At 69.6% G+C, this 23651-nt stretch carries 22 protein-coding genes; 10 read left to right on the forward strand and 12 right to left on the reverse strand.

Features of this window, described 5'->3' with window-relative positions:
- Window positions 1–5 precede the first annotated feature (5 nt).
- Window positions 6–677 (reverse strand): YggS family pyridoxal phosphate-dependent enzyme, encoded by a 672-nt coding sequence (locus ACEUEL_RS21320; protein ID WP_405710008.1) that lies wholly within the window; start codon window positions 675–677, stop codon window positions 6–8.
- 46 nt (window positions 678–723) lie between these two features.
- Here ACEUEL_RS21320 and ACEUEL_RS21325 point away from each other — a divergent pair, with 46 nt between their 5' ends.
- The 5 genes from ACEUEL_RS21325 to holA all read left to right on the forward strand — a co-directional run bounded on the left by ACEUEL_RS21325 (window position 724) and on the right by holA (window position 7301).
- Window positions 724–1146 (forward strand): VOC family protein, encoded by a 423-nt coding sequence (locus ACEUEL_RS21325; RefSeq protein ID WP_405710011.1) that lies wholly within the window; start codon window positions 724–726, stop codon window positions 1144–1146.
- 146 nt (window positions 1147–1292) lie between these two features.
- Entirely contained in the window at window positions 1293–2984 is a 1692-nt protein-coding gene (locus ACEUEL_RS21330) for a sensor domain-containing diguanylate cyclase (RefSeq protein ID WP_405710014.1), read from the forward strand.
- An 88-nt stretch (window positions 2985–3072) separates the two neighbouring features.
- On the forward strand, window positions 3073–5685 hold the full coding sequence (gene leuS / locus ACEUEL_RS21335) for a leucine--tRNA ligase (protein WP_405710017.1): 2613 nt from the start codon (window positions 3073–3075) through the stop codon (window positions 5683–5685).
- A complete protein-coding gene (locus tag ACEUEL_RS21340) occupies window positions 5672–6268 on the forward strand; it encodes a hypothetical protein (protein ID WP_405710020.1) in 597 nt (198 codons plus the stop codon). The genes leuS and ACEUEL_RS21340 overlap by 14 nt, the downstream gene beginning before the upstream one ends.
- 7 nt (window positions 6269–6275) lie before the next feature.
- Complete coding sequence (holA, locus tag ACEUEL_RS21345) at window positions 6276–7301, forward strand: DNA polymerase III subunit delta (protein ID WP_405710023.1); 1026 nt, start codon at window positions 6276–6278, stop codon at window positions 7299–7301.
- Between the two features lie 228 nt (window positions 7302–7529).
- Here the strand turns inward: holA and ACEUEL_RS21350 are convergent, their stop codons facing one another.
- The 5 genes from ACEUEL_RS21350 to mnmE form a co-directional block, all read right to left on the reverse strand.
- Window positions 7530–8423, reverse strand: coding sequence for a ParB/RepB/Spo0J family partition protein (locus tag ACEUEL_RS21350; RefSeq protein WP_405710026.1), 894 nt, complete (start codon window positions 8421–8423; stop codon window positions 7530–7532).
- 16 nt (window positions 8424–8439) lie between these two features.
- The gene (locus ACEUEL_RS21355) at window positions 8440–9264 is read right to left on the reverse strand and encodes a ParA family protein (RefSeq protein ID WP_405710238.1); all 825 of its coding nucleotides are present in this window, start codon (window positions 9262–9264) and stop codon (window positions 8440–8442) included.
- Between the two features lie 26 nt (window positions 9265–9290).
- Complete coding sequence (gene rsmG / locus ACEUEL_RS21360; RefSeq protein ID WP_405710029.1) at window positions 9291–9944, reverse strand: 16S rRNA (guanine(527)-N(7))-methyltransferase RsmG; 654 nt, start codon at window positions 9942–9944, stop codon at window positions 9291–9293.
- A 46-nt stretch (window positions 9945–9990) separates the two neighbouring features.
- Window positions 9991–11853 carry a tRNA uridine-5-carboxymethylaminomethyl(34) synthesis enzyme MnmG gene (mnmG, locus tag ACEUEL_RS21365; protein ID WP_405710032.1) on the reverse strand — a complete coding sequence of 621 codons (1863 nt, stop codon included), beginning with the start codon at window positions 11851–11853 and terminating at the stop codon, window positions 9991–9993.
- A gap of 157 nt (window positions 11854–12010) precedes the next feature.
- Entirely contained in the window at window positions 12011–13360 is a 1350-nt protein-coding gene (gene mnmE, locus ACEUEL_RS21370) for a tRNA uridine-5-carboxymethylaminomethyl(34) synthesis GTPase MnmE (protein WP_405710035.1), read from the reverse strand.
- A 70-nt stretch (window positions 13361–13430) separates the two neighbouring features.
- Between mnmE and ACEUEL_RS21375 the strand changes: the two genes are divergently transcribed.
- The gene (locus ACEUEL_RS21375) at window positions 13431–15521 is read left to right on the forward strand and encodes a thioredoxin domain-containing protein (RefSeq protein ID WP_405710038.1); all 2091 of its coding nucleotides are present in this window, start codon (window positions 13431–13433) and stop codon (window positions 15519–15521) included.
- 132 nt (window positions 15522–15653) lie between these two features.
- Here ACEUEL_RS21375 and ACEUEL_RS21380 read toward each other — a convergent pair whose 3' ends face one another.
- The 6 genes from ACEUEL_RS21380 to hemE all read right to left on the reverse strand — a co-directional run bounded on the left by ACEUEL_RS21380 (window position 15654) and on the right by hemE (window position 20375).
- Window positions 15654–15833: a hypothetical protein gene (locus ACEUEL_RS21380; protein WP_405710040.1), complete on the reverse strand. Its 180-nt coding sequence runs from the start codon at window positions 15831–15833 to the stop codon at window positions 15654–15656.
- A 324-nt stretch (window positions 15834–16157) separates the two neighbouring features.
- Window positions 16158–16511 carry a hypothetical protein gene (locus ACEUEL_RS21385; protein WP_405710043.1) on the reverse strand — a complete coding sequence of 118 codons (354 nt, stop codon included), beginning with the start codon at window positions 16509–16511 and terminating at the stop codon, window positions 16158–16160.
- Between the two features lie 171 nt (window positions 16512–16682).
- Window positions 16683–17330, reverse strand: a complete 648-nt coding sequence (locus ACEUEL_RS21390; protein ID WP_405710046.1) for a hypothetical protein — start codon at window positions 17328–17330, stop codon at window positions 16683–16685.
- 23 nt (window positions 17331–17353) lie between these two features.
- Window positions 17354–18619 carry a transcription termination factor Rho gene (gene rho, locus ACEUEL_RS21395; RefSeq protein WP_405710049.1) on the reverse strand — a complete coding sequence of 422 codons (1266 nt, stop codon included), beginning with the start codon at window positions 18617–18619 and terminating at the stop codon, window positions 17354–17356.
- A 246-nt stretch (window positions 18620–18865) separates the two neighbouring features.
- On the reverse strand, window positions 18866–19291 hold the full coding sequence (gene hemJ / locus ACEUEL_RS21400; protein WP_405710052.1) for a protoporphyrinogen oxidase HemJ: 426 nt from the start codon (window positions 19289–19291) through the stop codon (window positions 18866–18868).
- 28 nt (window positions 19292–19319) lie between these two features.
- The gene (gene hemE / locus ACEUEL_RS21405) at window positions 19320–20375 is read right to left on the reverse strand and encodes a uroporphyrinogen decarboxylase (RefSeq protein WP_405710055.1); all 1056 of its coding nucleotides are present in this window, start codon (window positions 20373–20375) and stop codon (window positions 19320–19322) included.
- Between the two features lie 321 nt (window positions 20376–20696).
- Between hemE and ACEUEL_RS21410 the strand changes: the two genes are divergently transcribed.
- The 4 genes from ACEUEL_RS21410 to coaE are packed head-to-tail and all read left to right on the forward strand — an operon-like array spanning window position 20697 to window position 23649.
- A complete protein-coding gene (locus tag ACEUEL_RS21410) occupies window positions 20697–21545 on the forward strand; it encodes a pyruvate, water dikinase regulatory protein (protein ID WP_405710058.1) in 849 nt (282 codons plus the stop codon).
- Window positions 21546–21577: 32 nt separating this feature from the next.
- A complete protein-coding gene (locus ACEUEL_RS21415) occupies window positions 21578–22168 on the forward strand; it encodes a Maf family protein (RefSeq protein WP_405710240.1) in 591 nt (196 codons plus the stop codon).
- Between the two features lie 27 nt (window positions 22169–22195).
- The gene (locus ACEUEL_RS21420; protein ID WP_405710061.1) at window positions 22196–23041 is read left to right on the forward strand and encodes a shikimate dehydrogenase; all 846 of its coding nucleotides are present in this window, start codon (window positions 22196–22198) and stop codon (window positions 23039–23041) included.
- Complete coding sequence (gene coaE / locus ACEUEL_RS21425) at window positions 23041–23649, forward strand: dephospho-CoA kinase (protein ID WP_405710064.1); 609 nt, start codon at window positions 23041–23043, stop codon at window positions 23647–23649. Before ACEUEL_RS21420 ends, coaE begins: the two co-directional genes overlap by 1 nt.
- Window positions 23650–23651: the final 2 nt, after the last annotated feature.

A 23651-nucleotide genomic window follows, 5' to 3' on the forward strand; every position in this document is an offset into this window, starting at 1 on the left:
TCGTTTCAGCGATGGCCGAAAATGGCGCTGCCCACCCGCACCAGCGTCGCGCCCAGCCCGATCGCCACCGGATAATCCGCGCTCATGCCCATGGACAGCGTCGCCAGCCCGTTGCGGCGGGCGATGCTGGCGAGCAGCGCGAAATGCGGCGCCGGCGCCTCGTCCGCGGGCGGAATGCACATCAGCCCCTCGATGGCGAGGCCATGGACATCGCGGCACTCGGCGATGAACGCATCCGCCTCCAGCGGCGCGACGCCGGCCTTCTGCGGCTCCTCGCCGGTATTGACCTGCACCAGCAGGCGGGGCGTCGCGGGCGCCCCCGGGCGCGCCAGCTCTTTGGCGAGCGCCACGGCGAGCGAGGGCCGGTCGAGCGTATGGATGACGTCGAACAGGGCGAGCGCGTCCCGCACCTTGTTGGTCTGCAGCGGCCCGATCAGGTGCAGCTCGACGTCGGGGTAACGCGCGCGCAGCCCGGGCCACTTGCCGGCCGCCTCCTGCACGCGGTTCTCGCCGAAGACACGCTGCCCGGCGTCGAGCGCAGGGATGATATCCTCCGCGCCGAAGGTCTTGGAGACGGCGACGAGCCCGACCCCGGCCGGATCGCGACCGGCATCGCGGCAGGCGGCGAGGATGCGGGCGCGCACCTCGGCGAGACGGTCGGCAGCGGTCGCGGTCATCGGTCGATCCCGGCTTCAAGGGGTAAGCGTCGAGGGAGTGAAAGCCATGCAGCTGCTTGTCAATATCGACGTGCCCGATCTCGGGGCGGCCGAGGCCTTCTACGCCGCGGCGTTCGGCCTCGTCGCAGCCCGCCGCTTCGGCGCCGGCGGGGTGGAGATGGTCGGGGCGACGGCGCCGATCTATCTCCTCGCCCACCCGCCGGGGTCGACCGCGGTGCGCGGCACGGCCCTCGCCCGCGACTATGCCCGCCACTGGACCCCGGTTCATCTCGACGTGGTGGTGGCGGACCTCGACCAGGCGCTCGACCGCGCGCTGTCCGCCGGCGCCATCCTCGAATCCCCGCGCCGCGACGAGGCCTGGGGCTCGATCGCGGTCTGCGCCGATCCCTTCGGCCACGGCTTCTGCCTGATCGAGTTCACGGCACGCGGCTACGATGCCGTCGCCTCCGCGGCGCCGGCATCTTCATGAGTGGTTAACCGTGCTGCGAAGTGAGAGGCCGATGCGGCCTGTAACGGCCTTCGCGCACCACCCGCGCTAGCATGCGTTTAGTATGATCGGGTGATACTGAGCGCAGATGGGTGCCGGGCGGCGAGCGGGAGTCATAGTCGGGGGTCATGGCCGAGCTGAACCGGGCGGGGACGGCACAGGGCGGCGGGCCCTCGTCCCGCCGTCATGTACCGAGTATCCGCCGGCGGCTGGGAGCCCTTACCGCACTGATCCTCGCTCTGCTGATGGGCGAGCGCATCTTCAGCATCCTGTCCGAGCGATCCGAGCGCCTCGACGCCGTCAACCGGCAGGTTCTCGACCTCACCGATCGGGGCGTCTCCGTGTTTCGCGAGACGGTTGCCATGAGCCGCGGCGCCCTGCAGGCGCTGGCGCTCGACCTCCAGCAGGAGGTTACCACGCCGGGCTTCTGTGACAGCCTCCCGCGGGTGGTCGACGCCACGCACGGCATGCAGTCCATGTCGATCATCGACGCGCAGGGGATCGCCACCTGTTCGACCGCGCCGGGCGTCGCCGGCATCGACGTGTCCCGCCGCGATTATTTCCGGGTCGCCATGACCGGCACCTTCAACGTGAGCAGCGTCGGCCAGAACTATGTCTCCCGCCGGCCGCTGGTGGTCGCCTCCCAGCCCGTTATCGGCGATAGCGGCGACATCATCGCGGTTCTGGTCGGCCAGTTCGCGCTGGACGACCTCATTCCGATCTCGATCATCGCCGATCTCGACGTCAGCGCCGTCGCCCTGCTGATCGATCCCGAGGGAATCGTCATCAGCGCCTATCCGGACGCCACGCGATGGCTCGGCCAGAACCTGAAGAACACCGAACTCGTCACCGCCATCCTGCCCCGGTCCCACGGCACCATCACCTCGAGCGGGCCCGACGGCATCGCGCGGGTCTACGGCTTCGAGCGGCTTCCCGGCACCAATATGCGCCTCGCCATCGGGCTCAGCGCGGCCAGCGTCATGGCCCCGATCGAGGCCGCGGCCTTCCGCGCCGTCGCCATTTTCGCCACCGCCTGCCTCCTCGTCTTTGCCGGCTTGTGGCTGGCGGGGGAAAAGCTGGTCGTGCAGCCGGTTCAGCTCCTCGCCGCCCGGCTGGCGAGCTTCGGGCGCGGCGAGGATGCGCTCGCGCCGCCGGACACCGGTCGCATCGCCGAGCTGGAACCGCTGATCACCGCCTTCGGCGCCATGGCCCGGCAGCTGACCCAGCGTGAGAACGCGCTGCGTCAGGCCAACCAGCAGCTCCTGTCGCTGGCCAGCCTCGATCCGCTGACCGGCCTCGCCAACCGCCGCGCCTTCGACCGGGCGATGGCGGCGCTCTGGCAGGGCCCCAGCCGGACCGTGGCGATGCTGATGATCGATGTCGATCAGTTCAAGGCGTATAACGACATGTACGGCCACGGCGAGGGCGACGCCTGCCTGCGCCGCATCGCCGCCGCGCTCGGCGCCTCGGTGCGCGGCAGCGATCTCATCGCCCGGCTGGGCGGCGAGGAATTCGCCCTGCTCATGCCGGACAGCGACCTGGCGACCGCCAGCGATGTCGCCAACCGCCTGCGCACCATGGTCGAGAGCCTCGACATCCGTCACGCCGGCACGCCGGGCGGGCGGGTGACGGTCTCCGTCGGCTATGCCGCCTGCCAGTCGGGTCGCAGCAGCGAGCCCTCCGACCTGCTCGCCGCCGCCGACGGCGCGCTCTACGAGGCCAAGCGTGCGGGGCGCAACACCTGCCGCGCCGGCGCCCTGCGCGCGGATTCGCTGCTGCTGCGCCGGACCGCGGGCGGTTCCGGCGGACGAGCCGGTTGACCCCGCCCCTGTCTTCATGGCCTAGTCCCGCCGACCTTGGCGTCCGGCCGCACGGGCGCCGCATGAGACATGGCGCGTCACGAACAGCATGAGTACCGAACGCTACAATGCCCGCGAGGCCGAGCCCCGCTGGCAGACCATCTGGAACGAGCGCGGCATCTTCCGCACGCGCAACGATGATCCGCGCCCGAAATACTACGTCCTGGAGATGTTCCCCTATCCGTCGGGGCGCATCCACATCGGCCATGGCCGCAACTATGTAATGGGCGACGTGGTGGCGCGCTTCAAGCGCATGAAGGGCTTCAACGTCCTTCACCCGATGGGCTGGGACGCCTTCGGCCTGCCGGCCGAGAACGCCGCCATCGAACGCAACACCCATCCCGGCGTGTGGACCTACGAGAACATCGCCACCATGCGGGAGCAGCTCAAGCTGCTCGGCCTGTCGCTCGACTGGTCGCGCGAGATCGCCACCTGCGACCCGGAATATTACGGCGAGCAGCAGCGCATCTTCCTCGAGTTCCTGAAGGGCGGCTTTGTCTATCGCAAGGAGAGCGAGGTCAACTGGGACCCGGTCGACAACACCGTGCTCGCCAACGAGCAGGTGATCGACGGGCGCGGCTGGCGCTCGGGGGCGCTGGTCGAGCGGCGCAAGCTGGCGCAGTGGTTCTTCCGCATCTCCGCCGCCGCGCAGGAGCTGCTGGACGGCCTCGACACGCTGGAGCGCTGGCCGGACAAGGTGCGCCTGATGCAGCGCAACTGGATCGGCCGCTCCGAGGGCCTCTATGTCCGCTTCGGCATCGAGAACCCGCCGGAGCACCTCCCCGCCGAGATCAAGGTCTACACCACCCGCCCCGACACGCTGTTCGGCGCCTCCTTCATCGCGCTGTCGCCCGGGCACCCGCTCACCGAGGCGCTGGCGGCGCGGCGGCCCGAACTCGCCGCCTTCGTCGAGGAATGCCGGCGCGGCGGCACCTCCACCGCCGAGATCGAGACCCAGGAGAAGATGGGCTTCGACACCGGCCTCACCGTGCGCCACCCGCTCGGCGGCGATCCCGTGCCGGTCTACGTCGCCAATTTCGTGCTGATGGACTACGGCACCGGCGCCATCTTCGGCTGCCCCGCGCACGACCAGCGCGACTACGACTTCGCCTCGAAATACGGGCTGCCCATCGTGCCGGTCGTGCTGCCCGACGGCGCCGAGCCCTCGACCTTCACGCTCGACGGCGCCGCCTATGACGGCGACGGCACGCTGTTCAATTCCCGCTTCCTCGATGGCCTCGCCGTGCCGGACGCCAAGGAACAGGTCGCGGCCCGACTGGAACGCGAGCGCCTCGCCGGCGAGCCGGTGGGCGAACGCGCGGTGAATTTCCGCCTGCGCGACTGGGGCATCTCGCGCCAGCGCTACTGGGGCTGCCCGATCCCGGTGATCCACTGCCCGAGCTGCGGCCCGGTGCCGGTGCCGGAGGAGCAGCTCCCCGTGCGCCTGCCCGAGGACGTCACCTTCGACGCGCCCGGCAACCCGCTCGACCGCCATCCGACCTGGAAGCACGTCGCCTGCCCGCACTGCAACGAGCCGGCGACGCGCGAGACGGACACGATGGACACCTTCGTCGATTCGTCCTGGTATTTCGCCCGCTTCGCGGCCGAGCCCGGCACCGCGCCGCTGTCGAGCGCCGCCGCCGATCACTGGCTGCCGGTCGACCAGTATATCGGCGGCATCGAGCACGCGATCCTGCACCTGCTTTACTCGCGCTTCTTCACCCGCACGCTGAAGAAGATCGGCCGCGTCTCGGTCGAGGAGCCCTTCGCCGGCCTGTTCACGCAAGGCATGATCGTCCACGAGACCTACAAGGACGCGAGCGGCAAGTGGCTGTTCCCCGAGGAGGTCGACAAGCGTCCCGACGGCACCGCGGTCCGGGTCGGCACGAACGAGCCGGTCACGGTCGGCCCGCCCGAGAAGATGTCGAAGTCGAAGAAGAACGTGGTGCCGCCGGAAGTGGTCGCCGATACCTATGGCGTCGACTGCGCCCGCTGGTTCATGCTCTCCGACACCCCGCCCGAACGCGATCGGGAGTGGACCAGCGAGGGCATCGCCGGCGCCTGGCGCTTCCAGCAGCGCATCTGGCGCCTGGTCAATGACGCGATGGCGCTGGTTCCCGGTCCCGCTCCCGCCCGGCCGGATGCTTTCGGTGCCGAATCGACGGCCCTGCGCCGGGCGACGCATAAGCTCGCCGCGCAGGTCGAGGAGGAGATCGACAATCTCCACTTCAATGTGGCGGTCTCGCGCGTGCACAGCTTCGCCAATAGCTTCGGCGATGCGCTCGTCGCGCTGAAGGACCGGGCGGGCGAGCCCGACGTCGCCTACGCCCTGCGCGAGGCGGCGGGTTTCCTCGCGCAGGTCATCGCCCCGATGGTGCCCCATCTCGCCGAGGAATGCTGGACCGCGATCGGCGGCGAGGGCCTGGTCAGCGAGGCGCGCTGGCCGCTCGTCGAGCCGGCGCTACTGGTCGAGGACACCGTTACGCTGCCGATTCAAATCAACGGCAAGCGGCGCGCCGACATCACTGTGCCCCTCGCCGCCTCCCCTGCCGAGGTGGAAGCGGCGGTGCTCGCGCTCGATGCGGTCGCGAAGGCACTCGACGGACGCCCTCCGAAGCGTATCATCGTGGTTCCCAAGAGGATCGTGAATGTCGTCGCCTGACCGGACGCCCAGCCGCCGCCGCTTCATCGGGCTCGCCGCCGCGGGCCTCCTCGCCGCGTCGACCGCGGGCTGCTTTCAGCCCATGTATGCCGAGAGCACGCCCGGCGGCGGTCCCGGCCTGCGCGAGCGCATGGCCGATATCGAGATCGTCTTCATCGAGGGGCGCATCGCCAACGAGGTCCGCAACGACCTGATCTTCCAGCTCACCGGCGGCGACGGAAATCCCACCGGCGTGCCCTACAAGCTGCTGCTGCGGGTCAGCGACAATACGGCGTCGGCCATCATCGATCCCGTTTCCGGCCTGCCGGAGGTCGAGCTCGTCACCGTCGATGCCAGCTGGCAGCTCTTCAACGCCGAGGACCTGCCCGCCGTGCCGCGCGGCCAGCGCGTCATGCCGGTGGACGGCAAGAAGCCGATCACGCAGGGGACCGCCTTCGGCAAGGCGTCGCTCGACAGCGGCTTCCAGCGCTTCGCCCGCGCCCGCGCCATACGCGACGCGCAGAACCGGGCCGCCACCGTGGTCGCCGACCAGATCCGCGGGCAACTCGCGTCCTATCTGCTGACGCGCGCGCCCAAGAGCTGACCGCGCGATGGTCGCAGTCAAGGCGGCCGACGCCGACACGGTGCTCTCCCGCATCGACCCGCTGCGGCCGCTCGTCCTGCTGTTCGGGCCGGATGCCGGCCTCGTCCGGGAACGGGCCGCGACCTTCGTCGCCCGCGCGCGCAAAGGCAGCGATGATCCGTTCGGTCTCGTCCGGCTGGACGGCGACGAGATCGCGGGCGATCCCGCCCGGCTCGTCGACGAAGCCGGCAGCATCGCCCTGTTCGGCGGCCGGCGCGTCGTCTGGGTGAGGGCCGGCCCGCGCAACATCGCCCCGGCGGTCGAGACTCTCCTCGCCGGGCCGCCGCCGGAAGCCGCCATCGTCATCGAAGCCGGCGACCTGAAGCGCAACGCGCCGCTTCGTTCCGCCTGCGAATCGTCGCCGCGCGCGCTGGCCGTCGCCTGCTATGCCGATGGCGAACGCGACATCGTGCGACTGGTCGAGGCGATGGTCGCGGAGGCCGGCCTATCCATCGATCGCGAGGCGCGCGACGAACTGATTCCGCTGCTCGGCGGCGATCGTCTGGCGACGCGCGGCGAGATCGCCAAGCTGCTGCTCTACGCGGCCGGCGAGCGGCGGGTGACCGCCGCCCATGTGCGGGCCATCGTCGGCGATGCTTCCGCCCTGGCGCTCGACGCGATTTCCGACAACGCCCTCGCCGGCATCGTCGACGAATCGATCGCGGCGTACGGCAAGGCGATGGGCGAAGGTATGCGCGCCGACGTGGTGCTCGGCGCCGTCGCACGGGCGGGGTTCCCCCTGCATGCGATGCGAACGGCAGTCGAGACCGGAGGAACCGTCGAGCGGGCGATCGAGAGCGCCCGCCCCGCCATCCACTTCCGGCGCAAGCCCCTGGTCGAGCGCGCCCTGCGCGCCTGGACGGGGTCGCGCCTGGCGACGGCGTTGATCGCGCTCGACGATTCCCTGCTGGCGGCCCGCCGCAATGCCGCCCTCGCGCCGGCGATCGGCGAGCGTGCGCTCATCCAGCTGGCCATGGCCGCGCGGCGCGGCTAGCGGCCCGCACCTCTGCCGCGCGGCGGATCGACCTACCCCTCGTCGCCGGCGCGAAGCAGCTCCGGTTCCAACGCTACAGCGGGACGGACTCGCCCGCGGCCGCGACGGGGAGTCAGACAGCCGAAACTCGCTTCCCAAACCGGGAAAGGGAGAGCTTAACAATACGAAACGGGTCCGGAATGAAAAATTAATCCGGGCATCCCGCTCGTCAGCGTCGGAACACCCGCCTCAGCCGGACACCAGCCGCCGGCACACCTCGTCGAGCTGCTCGAGCGAGCCGTAGCGGATGCGCAGCTCGCCATGGTCGCCATCATGCCGCAACGCCACCTCGAGGCCCAGCGCGTCGGACAGGCGTCGTTCCAGCGCCCGCGTATCGGCGTCGACCTCCCGCGGCCGCCGCGCCGACTTGCCCGCACCCGCTTCACGCGCGGCGGAAAGTTCCTGCGCCAACGCTTCGACGGCCCGGACATTCAGTCCCCGCTCGACGATCGCCTGGGCAATCGCCTCCGGATTCTCCTGCGTAAGCAGCGCCCGCGCATGGCCGGCCGACAGCCGCCCGTCGGCGAGATACGCCTTCACCGGATCGGGCAGCTTCAGCAGCCGCATCGTGTTGGCGACGTGGCTGCGGCTCTTGCCGACCACCCGCGCAACTTCCTGCTGCGAATAGCCGAACTCGTCCGCCAGCGCCTGATAGCCCCCCGCCTCCTCCAGCGGATTGAGATCCTGGCGCTGTACGTTCTCGATGATGGCGATCTCCAGCGCCTCGCGGTCGCCGACCTCCACCACGACGATCGGAACGTCATGGAGACCCGCCCGCTGCGCCGCCCGCCAGCGGCGCTCGCCGGCGACGATCTCGAAAGCGTCGCTGGTTGCCGGCACGGCCCGTACCACGATGGGCTGGATCAGGCCTCGCTCGCGGATGGAGTCCGCCAGTTCGCCGAGTTCCTCCTCGCCGAAGCTGCGGCGCGGATTGCGGGGATTTGCGCGCAGAAAGGCAACCGGCACCCGCCGCTGACCCGGACGCGGCGTCTCCACGGCCACAGGCTGGTCCCGTACATCGCCGATCAGCGCGGCCAGACCCCGCCCGAGCCGTGAACGCCCACCCTCATCGGTCAAAGCCATGACTGAGCCTCCTGCCTCACGCCGCGCGCAAATCGCGTTCGCGCTGGATTATTTCGGATGCGAGTCGAATATACGCCTGCGATCCCACGCACTTCAGATCGTAGAGCAGCACCGGCTTGCCATAGGACGGCGCCTCGGACACGCGGACATTGCGCGGGATAATGGTCTCATACACCTTGTCACCCATGAACTGGCGCACATCGGCCACGACTTGGCTCGAAAGATTGTTGCGGGCGTCATACATGGTCAGCACGATGCCGTGGATGGTCAGGGCCGGATTCAGCGTCGAGCGCACCTGCTCCACCGTCTTCAGCAGCTGCGACAAACCCTCGAGCGCGAAGAACTCGCATTGCAGCGGCACCAGGATGGCATTGGCGGCCGCCATGGCGTTGATGGTGATGAGATTGAGCGAGGGCGGGCAGTCGATCAGCACATAGCCGTAGCGCGCGCCCGACTGCGGGCCATTCAGCTCCGCAATGGCGTTCCGCAGCCTGAACGGCCGATCCCGCGCGCTGGCGATCTCAAGCTCGAGACCCGACAGATCCATCGTCGAGGGCACGATATCGAGGCGGGGCACCACCGTCTCGCGTACCGCAGCGCGCAGGCTCGCCTCCCCGATCAGCACGTCGTAGGACGACACCGCCCGGCTGCGCTGATCGATGCCGAGGCCGGTGGAGGCGTTGCCCTGCGGATCGAGATCGATGATCAGCACCCGCTCGCCGATAGCGGCCAGGGCCGTGCCCAGGTTGATGGCGGTCGTCGTCTTGCCCACCCCGCCCTTCTGGTTGGCGAGGGCGAGCACGCGCGGAGCTTCAGGCCGAAGTTCGGGACGCTCGGTCATGCGTGTGTGCCCCTGCGTTTCGCGGATCACGGTGTCGCCGGCCGCCGCTCGGCCCCGCGGATGATCACAACGCGCCCGTGCGGGTCGGTGCGGCTGTGTTCGATATCGACATCCAGAATCCAAGATTTAGAGGATTCGGTCAATTCGTTATCAACATCTTGGCCCTTGAGAAACAGACCCGTCGCCCCCTGCGCCAGCAGCGGCGCGGCCAGATCGAGCAGGCGGGGCAACGGCGCCAGCGCCCGCGCCGAGACGATCTCGACCCCCGGCGCGATCGCCGCGGCAACTTGCTCGATCCGATTGGGCAGGACCGTTACCGGCAATTCGGCGATCCGCGCCGCCTCGCGCAGGAAAGCCGCCTTGCGGGTGTCGCTTTCGACGAGCGTGATATCGGCCGCCGGATCGTCGGCGAGCGCCGCCGCCACCACCAGCCCGGGGAAGCCGGCCCCCGAGCCGAGGTCGACCCAGCGGCGGGCGGCTCCGGCCAGCGGCACCAGCTGCAGAGAATCCGCCACATGCCGCCGCCAGACCTGCGGAAGGGTCGAAGGGGCGACGAGGTTGATGGTCGCCTGCCATTTTCGCAGCAGCGCCACGATCGTCGCCAGCCGATCCTCTGTTTCACGTGAAACAGGGGTCAGCGCCAGCGCGTCCCGCCGGTCCGAATCAATCCCGTCAGCCATGGCGCCCTTATAGCGCCCGCGTGCAGGCTCGCGAATCCCCTTATCGCTACCGCCGAGCCCGCCGTGCGTGCACCGCCAGAAGCGCCAGTGCGGCAGGTGTCATCCCGTCGATGCGACCGGCCTGGCCAACGGTACGGGGCCGAATCGAATCGAGCTTCCCCCCAAGTTCCCGCGACAGGCCCGGCAGGGCGGCGAAATCGATGCCCGCCGGCAGTTCGAGTTCTTCCTCGCGCCGATAGGACTGGATGTCCGCCGTCTGCCGGTGAAGGTAGACGGCGTACTTCGCGTCGATCTCCACCTGGGCCGCGATGGCATCGTCGAAATCGGCGGCCTCCGGCCAGATCCGCCGCAGTTCGGTCCAGCCGATGCTGGGATAGGCCAGCAGGTCGAAGGCGGTACGGCGCTGCCCGTCCTGGTTCAGAACGAGGCCGAATCGAGCGCCCTGGCTCGGCGTGATGGCCACCGACCGGGCCCAGTCCCGCACCGCCGCGATCGCCGCCTGCTTGCCGGCAAAGGCCGCCGCCCGTGCCGTACCCACGCAGCCGAGCCCAAGGCCCCTCTCCGTCAGCCGCTGGTCGGCATTGTCGGCGCGCAGCGACAGGCGGTACTCCGCCCGCGAGGTGAACATGCGGTAGGGCTCGCTGACGCCGCGGGTCACGAGATCGTCGATCATCACCCCGATATAGGCCTCGGCCCGATCGATGGTCGCGGCATCGGCGCCACCCGCGCGGCGCGCGGCGTTGAGCCCGGCGACGAGGCCCTGCGCGGCCGCTTCCTCATAGCCCGTCGTGCCGGTGATCTGGCCGGCGAGGAACAGCCCCGGCACGCGCTGGACCTCCAGGGTCGGATCGAGATCGCGCGGATCGACGTGGTCATACTCGATGGCGTAGCCCGGCCGGGTCATCCGCACGCGCGCGAGACCGGGAATGGTGGCCAGCAGCGCGACCTGCACCTCTTCCGGCAGCGAGGTCGAGATGCCGTTGGGATACACCGTCGGATCGTCGAGCCCCTCCGGCTCCAGGAAGATCTGATGGCCGTCGCGCTCGCCGAACCGCACGATCTTGTCCTCGATCGACGGGCAGTAGCGCGGGCCGATGCTGCTGATATTCCCCGAATACATCGCCGAGCGGCCGATGTTGGCGCGGATCACCGCATGGGTCGCCGGCGTCGTCCGGGTGATGCCGCACGCCACCTGCGGCGTGGTGATGGCCCTCGTCAGCGTCGAGAACGGCTCGGGCGGCTCATCGCCCGCCTGCATCTCGAGGCTCGCCCAGTCGATGGTGCGCCCGTCGAGCCGGGGCGGCGTCCCGGTCTTGAGACGACCCAGCCGCAGCCCCAGCGCGGCGAGCCGCGGCGACAGGCCGAGCGCCGGCTTCTCTCCCATCCGCCCCGCCGGCATCTGCCGCTCGCCGATATGGATCAGCCCGTTGAGGAACGTGCCCGTCGTCAGCACCACCGCGCCGGCCTTCAAGTCGCGGCCATCCGCCAGGCGCACGCCGCGCGCCGCGCCATCGATCACGATCAGGTCTTCGACCTCGCCCTCGACGACGGCGAGATTGTCCTGCGCGCCGATCGCCGCCTGCATCGCCTCGGCGTACAGCCGGCGGTCCGCCTGGGCGCGGGGACCGCGCACCGCCGGCCCCTTGCGCCGGTTCAGCACGCGGAACTGGATGCCGCCACGATCGGCGACACGCCCCATCAGGCCGTCGAGCGCGTCGACCTCGCGGACGAGATGCCCCTTGCCGAGCCCCCCGATGGCCGGGTTGCAGGACATGGTGCCGATGGTGCCGGCGCTATGGGTGACCAGCGCCGTGCGCGCGCCATAGCGAGCGGCGGCCGCCGCCGCCTCAGTTCCGGCATGGCCGCCACCGACGACGATGACGTCGTAGCCGGTATCGCTGTTCGTCATGGTGGACTTCCTTACGCGCCATCCCGCGGCCCGTTGCTACAGCCTGCGCCCGCCGCGTCAAGCGCGGGCATGATTCACGTGAAACATCGCCGGCGGGGAACGCCGCTAGTCGCTCGGTTTCACGTGAAACGCCGCGAGGGCGATCGCCGCCCGGCCGTCACTTGCCGATGCAGAACTCGCGGAACACCACATCGAGCAGATCTTCCACGCCGATGCGCCCGGTGACCCGGCCGAGCCCGGCAGCGGCAGCGCGAAGCTCCTCGGCCAGCAGCTCGTCGGGCAGGTCGTCCCACTGCGCGAGCACCCCGTCGAGCCCCGCCGCGACGGCCGCGACGGCCTCGCGGTGGCGGGCGCGCACCAGCGCCGGATGCTCGCCCCGTCCGCCCCGGTCCGCAGCCCAGGCCGACAGCGCCGCGAGCAGGGCGTCGATCCCGTCTCCCCGCGCCGCGGAAACGCGAAACGCTGCCGCCGCCCAGGCCGGGTTCGGCCCCGTCAGCGGCTCGGTCACATCGCTCTTGTTCGACAGCAGCCAGAACGGCGCCTCCGCGCTCCCCCCGTTTGCCGGCGCTTCGCGGGGCGGCGCGCCCTCCCCGCTGTCATGGACCCACAGAACCAGATCGGCCGCACCGATCCGCGCCCGGGCGCGGCGGATGCCTTCCGCCTCGATCCGGCTCTCGGCCTCCCGCAGGCCCGCCGTGTCGACCAGCGTGACCTTCTGGCCGCCGAGATCGAGCGCGACTTCCAGCGCATCGCGGGTCGTGCCCGGCTCCTCCGAGACGATCGCCACATCGCGGGCCGTCAGCGCGTTGATGAGCGAGGACTTGCCCGCATTGGGCAGGCCGGCCAGCGCCACCGTGAATCCGGCGCGCACCGCGGCGCCCCGTGGATCGTCCAGCGCGGCGCCGAGCTCGGCCCGCAACGCCGCGATCTCCGGCCGCGCGGCGGCGCGCGTTTCCGCCGGCACGTCGTCCTCGTCGGCAAAATCGATCCCGGCCTCCAGCAGCGCCATGGCCCGGACCAGGCGCCCCCGCCAGCGCTCCACCCTCTGGCCGAGATGGCCGAAGGCATGCGCCAGCGCCAGCCGCCGCTGCCCCTCGGTATCGGCAGCCAGGAGATCAGCGAGACCTTCGACCTCGGTCAGGTCCATGCGCCCGTTGCGGAAGGCCCGGCGGGTGAATTCGCCGGCCTCGGCGAGCCGTAGGCCCGGCACCCGCCGCAGCGCCTCCAGCACCGCCGCCACCACGGCCCGCCCGCCATGCACCTGGAATTCGGCCATGTCCTCGCCGGTGGCGCTGCCCGGCCCGGGCAGCCAGAGCACCAGCGCCCGGTCGAGCACATCGCCATCGGCCGGATCCACCAACGACCTCAGGCTCGCCCGGCGCGGCGGCGGCAGGCCCCCCGCGAGCGCTTCCATGGCGGCGCCTGCCTGCGGCCCGGACAGCCGGATGACCGCCACCGCCGCGCGGCCCGAACCGCTGGAGACCGCGGCGATCGTATCCGTGCTCACTGCATTTTCCTCCTGCCGCCCGCCCGCTTAATCCCTATCATCGCCGCCCCGACGCCTTCAGGAGATTCCCGTGCCGGACCATGACCCGCCCCCGAACCGGACCGCCCGGAACCGCCTTGCCGACGCTGCCAGCCCCTATCTGCTCCAGCACAAGGACAACCCGGTCGCCTGGTGGGAATGGGGTCCCGAGGCCTTCGCCGAAGCCCGCGCCGGCAACCGCCCGGTGCTGCTCTCGATCGGCTACGCCGCCTGCCACTGGTGCCACGTGATGGCTCATGAAAGCTTCGAGGATGCCGCCACGGCGGAGCTGATGAACGAGCTTTTCGTGAACATCAAGGTGGATCGCGAGGAGCGCCCCGAGGTCGACCAGATCTACATGGCCGCGCTCCAGCATCTCGGCGTGCAGGGCGGCTGGCCGCTGACCATGTTCCTCGACACCGAGGGCAACCCGTTCTGGGGCGGCACCTATTTCCCGAAGGAGGCACGCTACGGCCAGCCCGCCTTCCGCGACGTGCTCGCCACCATGGCCCGCGCCTACCACACCGACACGGCCCGCGTCGCCAATAACCGCGAGGCGATCCTGCAGCGCCTCGCCCATCGCGCCCGGCCGGCGGGGCAGGTCACCATCGGGCTTGCCGAGCTCGACGATGTCGCCGGCCGCATCCTCACCATCATGGATCCCGTGAATGGCGGGCTGAAGGGCGCGCCGAAATTCCCCAACACGCCCTATCTCGAACTCGTCTGGCGGGCCTGGGAGCGGACCGGAAAGGAACGCTTCCTCAAGGCCTTCCTGCATGCGCTCGAGCGCATGAGCGAGGGCGGCATCTACGACCATATCGGCGGCGGCTATGCCCGCTACTCGGTCGACGACCGCTGGCTGGTGCCGCATTTCGAGAAGATGCTCTACGACAACGCGCAGATTCTGGAGCTGCTCGGCCTCGCCTATAGCGCCACCGGCGACACCCTGTTCCGGGAGCGGGCGGGAGAGACGGTCGGCTGGCTGCTGCGCGAGATGGTGACCGACGAAGGCGCCTTCGCCGCCAGCCTCGACGCCGATTCGGAAGGGCATGAGGGGCGCTTCTATGTGTGGACCCTGAAGCAGCTGCTCGAGGCCCTCGGACCGGCCGACGCCGAGGTCTTCGCGCGCGCCTATGACATTTCCCCGCACGGCAACTGGGAAGGCGTTTCGATCCCCAATCGGCTCGCGCGCGGGGTGGATGATCAGGCCGGTCAGGCGGACGATCAGGCCGATCGGTATGATGAGCCGCGTCTCGCCGCGCTGCGCGCGAAGCTGCTGACAATCCGCGAGAAGCGCGTCCGCCCCGGCCGCGACGACAAGGTGCTGGCCGACTGGAACGGCCTGATGATCGCCGCGCTCACGGATGCCGGCCAGCGCTTCGACCATCCGGAATGGATCGCCGCCGCCGCGCACGCCTTCCGTTTCATAGCCGAATCGATGACCATCGGCGATCGGCTCGGCCATAGCTGGCGGGCGGGTCGTCTGGTGGCGCCGGGGCTGTCGTCGGACTACGCGGCGATGGCGCGGGCGGCGCTCGCCTTGTTCCAGGCCACGGGCGATCCGGCCTATCGCGAGCGGGCGGTCGCGTGGATGACGGCGCTGGACCGCCATCACGCCCATGAGGACGGCGGCTGGTACCTCACCGCCGATGATGCCGAGGGCCTGATTCTGCGCCCCGACGCCACCACCGACGAGGCGGTCACCAATCCCAACGCCATCGCCGCGCGCAATCTCGCCCGGCTCGCCGTGGTGACGGGCGATGGGTCATACCGCAGCCGACTCGATCGCCACTTTGACGGCCTGCTGCCGCGGATCGCCCCTGCCCTCTTCGGCCATGCCGGCCTGCTCAACGCTCTCGACACGCGGCTGCGCGCGCCCGAAATCGTCATCGTCGGCCGGGATGGCGCCGAGGCCGACGCGCTGGCCGCGGTGGCGGGCCGCGCGCCGCGTGTGGACGCGACCATCCTTCGTGTCGGCGACGGCGCCGCGCTGCCGGCCGACCATCCCGCCCGCGCCAAAGCCGCCGAGGCGAGCGTCCCCACCGCCTTCGTCTGCGCCGGCGCCACGTGCTCTCTGCCCGTCACGGATCCGGCTCGGTTGGGTGCCCTGCTTGTGGACAAGCCTGGGGAAAAATCGGCCTGAGAACCGCACCGGCGCTCTATAGGCCGCAAACGGCCCCAGGACAGGCAAGGACACTTCCGGGTACGAAACATCGTCCGGTCGCTGAAACTGCCGTCCTGAGTCAATTGTGGGGATGATCATTTCGCAGGTGTATCAATCGAAATGACTCGTGCGGGTTGCAGACGGCGCCCGTCCGCTCATGTTCGCGCGCCGGCGGGCCTGCCAGCGCGCGGCGAGGACCGACAGGGCGATCTCCAGACCGGCGGCAGCCCATACCTGCCAAAGATAGGCCACCCCCGCTTCGGCCCGGATCGCCGAGGCGATGTCGGACATCGCACGTTCCGTGATCAGCTTCTCCCGACACGAGACGACAGCGGCAGGAGCACGAGGGCCACCGACCAGCGGACGAAACCGAGAAGAGAGACGCTGGTGGGACCGGCGAGGTCTACCGCCGGGAGCCGACCGGGTTCGGGGATCGTGTCGGAAGCTCGGCCATCACCTGAGAGCTGGCCCGTCACACGCGAAGACATGCGAGCAAGGCTCTGCCCGCCCCGCTGCCGGCGCCGGTCGCCGGGCTGTCGACCGACACGACCTATGACGCCCTCGCCGGCCACGGGCCGCAGGGCCCGGACAGCCGCCGCGAGCGCGCGCGACCCGTCACTCGCCGAAGCGGTTGAGGCGCGACTGCACGATCATCAGCGGCGCGACAATGGCAAGCGCGGCGAACAGGTCGGCTTCCAGCAGGTAGTCGGCGCCGATCTCCTCGCGGATGGCGGCGCTCACCGCCGGATCGATGAGATGGGCGACATAGACCGCCGCACCCAGCGCCAGCGGCGTCCAGGCCACCAGCGGCAGCCACCAGCGGCGACAGGCGAGCACCCAGCTCAGCGCCGCCACGAAGATCAGCCCGAGCAGCAGCGCGCCGCGGGCGGGCTCGTGATCGGCCGCCGAGGCGAAAGCCGGCGTCACGACGCCGGCCAGGAGGAATGCGGAGAGGAGAAAGCGTCGCATCGGAGCCGAATCGATTGGCGGCGGCATCGATGTGTGCCGCTCACGCGCATAATGTGCCACAGAAGCATCGCGGCTCAAACACGCGCATGTGATGCAGCGCAGCACGATCCTGTCGTGCCGGAACGCGCGAGCCGTAGAGGCCGCCCGACCCTCGGCGCCGCACATCATCTTTCAGCAAGAACGGGCAGGATTCAGGAAAGCGGTCAGTCGCATCCTGTCGACCCGACTGATCCGCGCGCCGCTCAGATGCACCACGCCAATGGCAGGCACATCCCATAATTGGCCTGCCCTGGCCAGAACTCGGTTCTTATCTCCGACGAGACATGGCGACCCATCGGCGATGCTGTCGAACGTAGCCATCCCGATGACGATGATTCGTTCTGGCCCGAGGGCGCGGACAAGCGCCTCGCAGCGGGAACGACTGAAACTCTCCAGCTCACGGCGGACGTCGCTCTTCAGGCTTCGCCATCTGGCTATCGACGGTGCTCGAAAGAAGTTGATGTTCGTGCCCGTGCACTCGGCGAGAAGCTCCTTCGGCCATATAGACTGCAAGCACTTCGCCAATCTCCACGAAGCGCAGGCATAGTCACTCGTCTCGGGCCAGACGAGATGCTCGCCACCCGGGCAGAAGGCTCCCGCCGTCTGCGACGCGCCGCCGGGCTGATGGCCGAGGAACAAAATCTTGGCGCCCTCGATCGGAGGGCCATAGAGAATGCGATACCCGAGGGCATGGCATCCCATATCCTCGGCAACGCGCTCGTATAGAGCCTTCGTCTCCTCGTAGATGGTTCGGGAAAGACGCGAGGCGGTTTCGGACATTCAGCCCCCTCGCGCCGCTCGCCTCACGTGTTCATCGAATCGAAGAAGTCGCCATTGGTCTTGGTCTGGCGCAGCTTGTCGAGCAGGAACTCGATGGCGTCGACCGTGCCCATCGGGTTGAGGATGCGGCGCAGGACGTACATCTTCTTGAGCACGTCGTTCGGCACCAGCAGCTCTTCCTTGCGCGTGCCCGAGCGGGTGATATCGATGGCCGGGAAGACGCGCTTGTCCGACACCTTGCGGTCGAGGATGACTTCGGAGTTACCCGTGCCCTTGAACTCCTCGAAGATCACCTCGTCCATGCGCGAGCCGGTCTCGATCAGCGCCGTGGCGATGATGGTCAGCGAGCCGCCTTCCTCGATGTTGCGCGCCGCGCCGAAGAAGCGCTTGGGCCGCTGCAGCGCGTTGGCGTCGACGCCGCCGGTCAGCACCTTGCCGGAGGACGGCACCACCGTGTTGTAGGCGCGCCCGAGGCGGGTGATCGAATCGAGCAGGATGACGACGTCGCGCTTGTGCTCGACAAGGCGCTTGGCCTTCTCGATCACCATTTCGGCGACCTGCACGTGGCGCTGCGCCGGCTCGTCGAAAGTGGAGGAGACCACCTCGCCCTTCACCGAGCGCTGCATGTCGGTGACTTCCTCGGGGCGCTCGTCGATGAGCAGCACGATGAGATAGCACTCGGGGTGGTTGGTGGTGATGGACTGCGCGATGTTCTGCAGCAGCACCGTCTTGCCGGTGCGCGGCGGCGCCACGATGAGACCGCGCTGGCCCTTGCCGATCGGGGCGACGATATCGATGATCCGGGCCGAGAAATCCTTGCGGGTGGGATCCTCGATCTCCAGCTTCAGCCGTTCGTCCGGGTAGAGCGGGGTGAGGTTGTCGAAGTTGATCTTGTGCCGGATCTTGTCCGGGTCCTCGAAATTGATGGTGTTGACCTTCAGCAGCGCGAAGTAGCGTTCGCCGTCCTTCGGGCTGCGGATCTGGCCCTCGACCGTGTCGCCGGTCCTGAGGCCGAAGCGGCGGATCTGCGAGGGCGAGACGTAGATGTCGTCGGGGCCGGGGAGATAATTGGCGTCCGGCGAGCGCAGGAAGCCGAAACCGTCGGAGAGGATCTCGACCACGCCCTCGCCGATGATCTCGGTCTCGCGGGCGGCGAGCTGCTTGAGGATGGCGAACATCAGCTCCTGCTTGCGCAGCGTGCTGGCGTTCTCGACCTCGCATTCCTCGGCGAAGACGAGGAGTTCGGCGGGGGTCTTGGACTTGAGGTCCTGGAGCTTCATTTCCCGCATGGGAAAAGGCCTTTGGTCGTTGGGTGAGCGGGGGCGAATGGAGCCTTGGGAAAGGCGGCCCGGACGCTTCGAAGGAGGGAGGACGCTGATCTGCGGAACGGACCGGACACAGGCCGGACCGAAACCCGACACCCCGTCCAACGTCAGGAAGGCGACATCGGAATCACTGGGGCATCAGTCAGCTTGCGGAAAGCGTGCGCACCATAGGCAAAGCCGCGATTCCACGCAAGTGCAGCGCAACGCGATTCAGAACGGCTTGACCACGACGAGGATCACGATGCCGATCATCAGCAGCGTCGGCACCTCGTTGAGGATGCGGTAATAGCGGGCCGGGCGGGTGTTGCGGTCCTGCGCGAACTCGCGCATGCGCCGGGCGAGCACGCCGTGCACGGCACTCATCGCCAGCACCAGCGCGAACTTGGCATGGAACCACGGCGCCCGGTACCAGCCGCCCTCCCACGCCAGCCACAGCCCGGCCAGCCAGGTGACGGCCATCGCCGGGTTGATGATGGCGCGCAAGAGGCGCCGTTCCATCACCTTGAAGGTCTCGGACTGTTTCGATCCGGGTTCCGCATCGCAGTGATAGACCATTAGCCGCGGCAGATAGAGCATGCCCGCCATCCACGAGATGACGGCGAGGATGTGCAGCGCCTTGATCCAGTCGTAGAGCATCGCGCAAAGCCTCGTGGCGCCGCGGGTGTCAGAAGCCCCGCACCCGTTTCAGCATCCGCTCGACATGGGCGATCGGCGTCTGCGGGCGGATGCCGTGGCCGAGGTTGAAGATGTGCGGCGCGCCATGGAAGTCGGCGAGGATCGCCTCGATCCCTTCGTCCAGCGCCCGCCCGCCGGCGATGAGCCGCAGCGGATCGAGATTGCCCTGCAGCGCGCAACGCCCGGCCAGCGCCTCGCGTACGGCGCGGCGGTCGACCGTCCAGTCGAGACCGACGGCGTTGACCAAGCTCGCCGCCACCGTCGCCTTCAGCGCCGTCAGTGTCGCGCCCTTGGGGAAGGCGATGATCCGCGCGCCCGGCACCTCGGCCCGCACGCCGGCGACGATGCGGGCGAGCGGGGCGGCGCACCAGCGCTCATATTCGTCCGGCCCCAGCACGCCCGACCAGGTGTCAAAGATCTGCACCGCATCGGCGCCGGCCCGCAATTGCCCCACCAGATAGGTGATCGAAGCGGTGACGAGCCGGTCGATCAACGCGTCGAGGAAGGCGGGATCGGCAAGGCCGGCGAGCCGGGCAGGGGCCTGGTCGTCGGTGCCCTGGCCGGCGATCATGTAGGTCGCCACCGTCCAGGGCGCGCCGCAGAAGCCGAGCAGCGCGATGTCAGTCGGCAGCGCGGCGCGGATGCCCGCCACCGCCTCATAGACGCGATCGACCTTGGCCGGATCGAGTTCCTCCCGCAGGCTCGCGAGCCCCGCCGCATCGGTCACCGGATCGAGCCGCGGCCCCTCGCCGGCCTCGAAGGTGAGGGTGCGCCCCAGCGCGTGGGGAATGACGAGAATGTCGGAGAACAAAATCGCCGCATCGAAGCCGAACCGGCGAATAGGCTGGAGCGTTACCTCGACGGCGAATTCCGGCGTGTAGCAGAGATCGAGGAAACTGCCGGCCTTCTCCCGCAGGGCCCGATATTCGGGAAGGTAGCGCCCGGCCTGCCGCATCATCCAGACCGGCGGCCGGTCCGGGACATGCCCGTCCAGCACCGCCAGCATGCGGGAGGAGGTTTTCCACGCGTCCACCGTCCCCTTCATACTTCCTTAAATCCTTATGGATGAATCTTCGTAGTTGTTTAGGCAGGGGATTAGACGGGTTCGCCGCCGTCGACAACCTGTCCCCGTTACGGCGGGACTTCCGGGCCCGGTTAGCGTAGGGGAATCTCGCTGTCCTCCCCGGGACTTGCGATTCGCTTTTTCGATCGATCCGCGCAATCCACAGCAGGCCGCTCTATCGTACCCACAGGAGGACGCCTGTGGAGGAATCCGGACGTCATCCCCAGGCCGCCCTTGCCAGCCCCGCCGACCCGTGCCTTTTTCCAAGGATATGCACAGGCCTGTGGACGGATCGGAGCGGGCGTGACCACCGAGAGCTATTTCCACCTGCACCTCGTTTCCGACTCCACCGGCGAGACGCTGATCAGCGTCGGTCGTGCGGCCGCCGCGCAATATTCCCACGTCCGCCCGATCGAGCACATCTACCCGCTGGTGCGCAGCCACAAGCAGCTCGACAAGGTGATCGGCGAGATCGAGGAGCACCCCGGCATCGTGCTCTACACCCTCACCGAGCTCGAACTGCGCGCGCGGCTGAAGACCTATTGCGAGCAGAACAGCGTGCCGGTGCTCTCCGTGCTCGCCCCCGTGGTGCGGCTGCTGCAGGCCTATCTCGGCAACGCGCCGACCCCGCGCGTCGGCGGCCAGCACCAGCTCGACGGCGAGTATTTCCGCCGCATCGACGCGATGAACTTCACCGTCATGCACGATGACGGCCAGCATGTGGACGGGCTGGAGGCGGCCGACGTGGTGCTGCTCGGCATATCCCGCTCGTCCAAGACGCCGACCAGCATCTATCTCGCCAATCGCGGCATCAAGACCGCCAATATCCCGCTGGTGCCGCATATTCCGGTGCCGCCGCAGGTGCGGGCGCTGAAGCGTCCGCTGGTGGTCGGGCTGGTGGCGAGCCCCGAGCGGGTGGTCGAGATCCGCCGCAACCGCCTGCTCGGCCTGAACGCGGCGACCTACAACGCCGATTCCTACATCGACCGCGAGGCGGTGGCCGAGGAGATCGCCGCCTCGCGCCGGCTGTGCGCGCAGGCGGGATGGCCGGTGATCGACGTCACCCGCCGGTCGATCGAGGAGACCGCCGCCGCGATCATCGCGCTTCTCGGCGAGCACCGCCGCAAGCGGGCCGAGGCGCATCAGTCGTGAGCGCGGTCGACAACCCGCTGTGGCGGGGCGCCATGCCCCTGGTGCTGGCGTCGAAAAGCACCGCGCGCCGGGCGCTTCTCGCCGCCGCCGCCCTCCCCTTCGACAGCGCGGTGGCCGATGTCGACGAGCGTGCCCTCGAGGACGAGACGCGCGCGGCCGGTGGCGGGCCGGTCGAGGTCGCCCGCCGCCTCGCCGCCGCCAAGGCGCTGGCGGTCGCCGCCGATCATCCCGGTCGCCTCGTCATCGGCGCCGACCAGACCCTGGCGCTGGGCGAGGAGGCGCTGCACAAGCCGGCCGACCGCGCCGCCGCCTTCAACCAGATCGCGCGCCTCGCCGGGCGCACGCACATGCTGCACGCCGCCATCGCGGTGGCGCGCGACGGGCAGGTGCTGTTCGAGACGGTGGCCTCCGCCCGGCTCGCCATGCGCCCGCTCGACGCGGCCGCCATCGAGGCCTATCTCGACGCGGCCGGTGCCGCGGTGCTCGGCAGCGTCGGCGGCTACCAGCTCGAAGGGCTCGGCATCCACCTGTTCGAGGCGGTGGAGGGCGATCATTCCACCATTCTCGGCCTGCCGCTGCTGCCGCTGCTGGCTTTCCTGCGCGCGCAGGGCGATCTGCTATAAGGCGGCGGAGTCGTAAGGGAGTTCGTCGTGACCCGGCGCGTCTGCATCATCGGCCATCCCGTCGCCCATTCCCGCTCGCCGCTGCTGCACGGCTACTGGCTGCGTCATTACGGCATCGATGGATCGTATGGACGCGAGGATGTGCCGCCCGAGCGGATCGGCGACTTCCTGACCGGCTTCGCGGCGTCGGGTTATGTCGGCGCCAATGTCACCGTGCCGCACAAGGAGGCCGCCTTCGCGGCGGTGGCCGCGGCCGATGACGTGGCGCAGGCGCTCGGCGCGGTGAACACGCTGTGGCTGGAAAATGGCCGGCTGGTCGGCGCCAATACCGACCAGCACGGCTTCCTCGCCAATCTCGACGCCGGCGCGCCGGGCTGGGACACGCGCGCGACGGCCGCCGTGGTGCTGGGCGCGGGTGGCGCCGCCCGGGCCATCGTGCATGGCCTGCTGGCCCGGGGGATCGCGCGGGTCGCGGTGGTCAACCGCACGCCGGAACGGGCGCAGGCGCTGCGCGCGCGCTTCGGTTCGGGCGTGGAGCCGGCCGGGTGGGATGATCTGCCGCAGCTCCTTGCCGGGGCGGGCCTGCTGGTCAACACCACCTCGCTCGGCATGAAGGGTCAGCCGCCGCTCGACATCGACCTCTCGCCGCTGCCCGCCGATGCGGTGGTGTCGGATGCCGTCTACGTGCCGCTGGAGACGCCGCTGATCCGGGCGGCGCGGGCGCGGGGGCTCGCCACCGTCGACGGCCTCGGCATGCTGCTGCACCAGGCGGTGCCCGGCTTCGAGCGCTGGTTCGGCATCCGGCCCGAGGTCACGACCGAGCTGCGCGACCTCGCCGTCGCCGATCTCGCCGCCAAGGGCCAGCTGACCTGATGGCGGCGCCCGCCCGCCCTTTCCGGCTCGGCCTCACCGGCTCGATCGGCATGGGCAAGTCCACCACCGCGGCGCTGTTCCGCGACGCCGGCGTGCCGGTGCACGACGCCGATGCGGCGGTGCATGCGATCTATGCGCAGGAGGGCGTCGCCCCGGTCGAGGCCGCCTTTCCGGGCGTGGCGGTCGAGGGCCGCATCGACCGCGCCCGGCTCGGCGCCAGGGTGCTGGGTGACGACGCCGCGATGAAGCGGCTCGAGGCCATCGTCCACCCGCTGGTGCGTGCGCGGGAAGCCGCCTTCCTCGACGCCGCCGCCCGCGCCGGCGCGCGCATCGCCGTGCTCGACATCCCCCTGCTCTTCGAGACCGGGGCGGAAGGGCGCGTCGACGCGGTCCTCGTCGTGTCCGCGCCGAAATCTGTGCAGGAGCAGCGGGTTCTTGCCCGTCCGGGGATGACGCGGGAGAAGTTCGAGGCGATTCTCGCCCGCCAGATGCCCGATGCCGAGAAGCGCCGGCGCGCTGACCACGTCATCGACACCGGCCAGGGCATCGAGGCGGCACGGGAAGCGGTGCGGGCGCTGCTCGCCCGGCTGGCGGATCAGGGGGAATAAGG

It is taken from the genome of Ancylobacter terrae, from assembly GCF_045108345.1.
Lineage (GTDB): Bacteria > Pseudomonadota > Alphaproteobacteria > Rhizobiales > Xanthobacteraceae > Ancylobacter.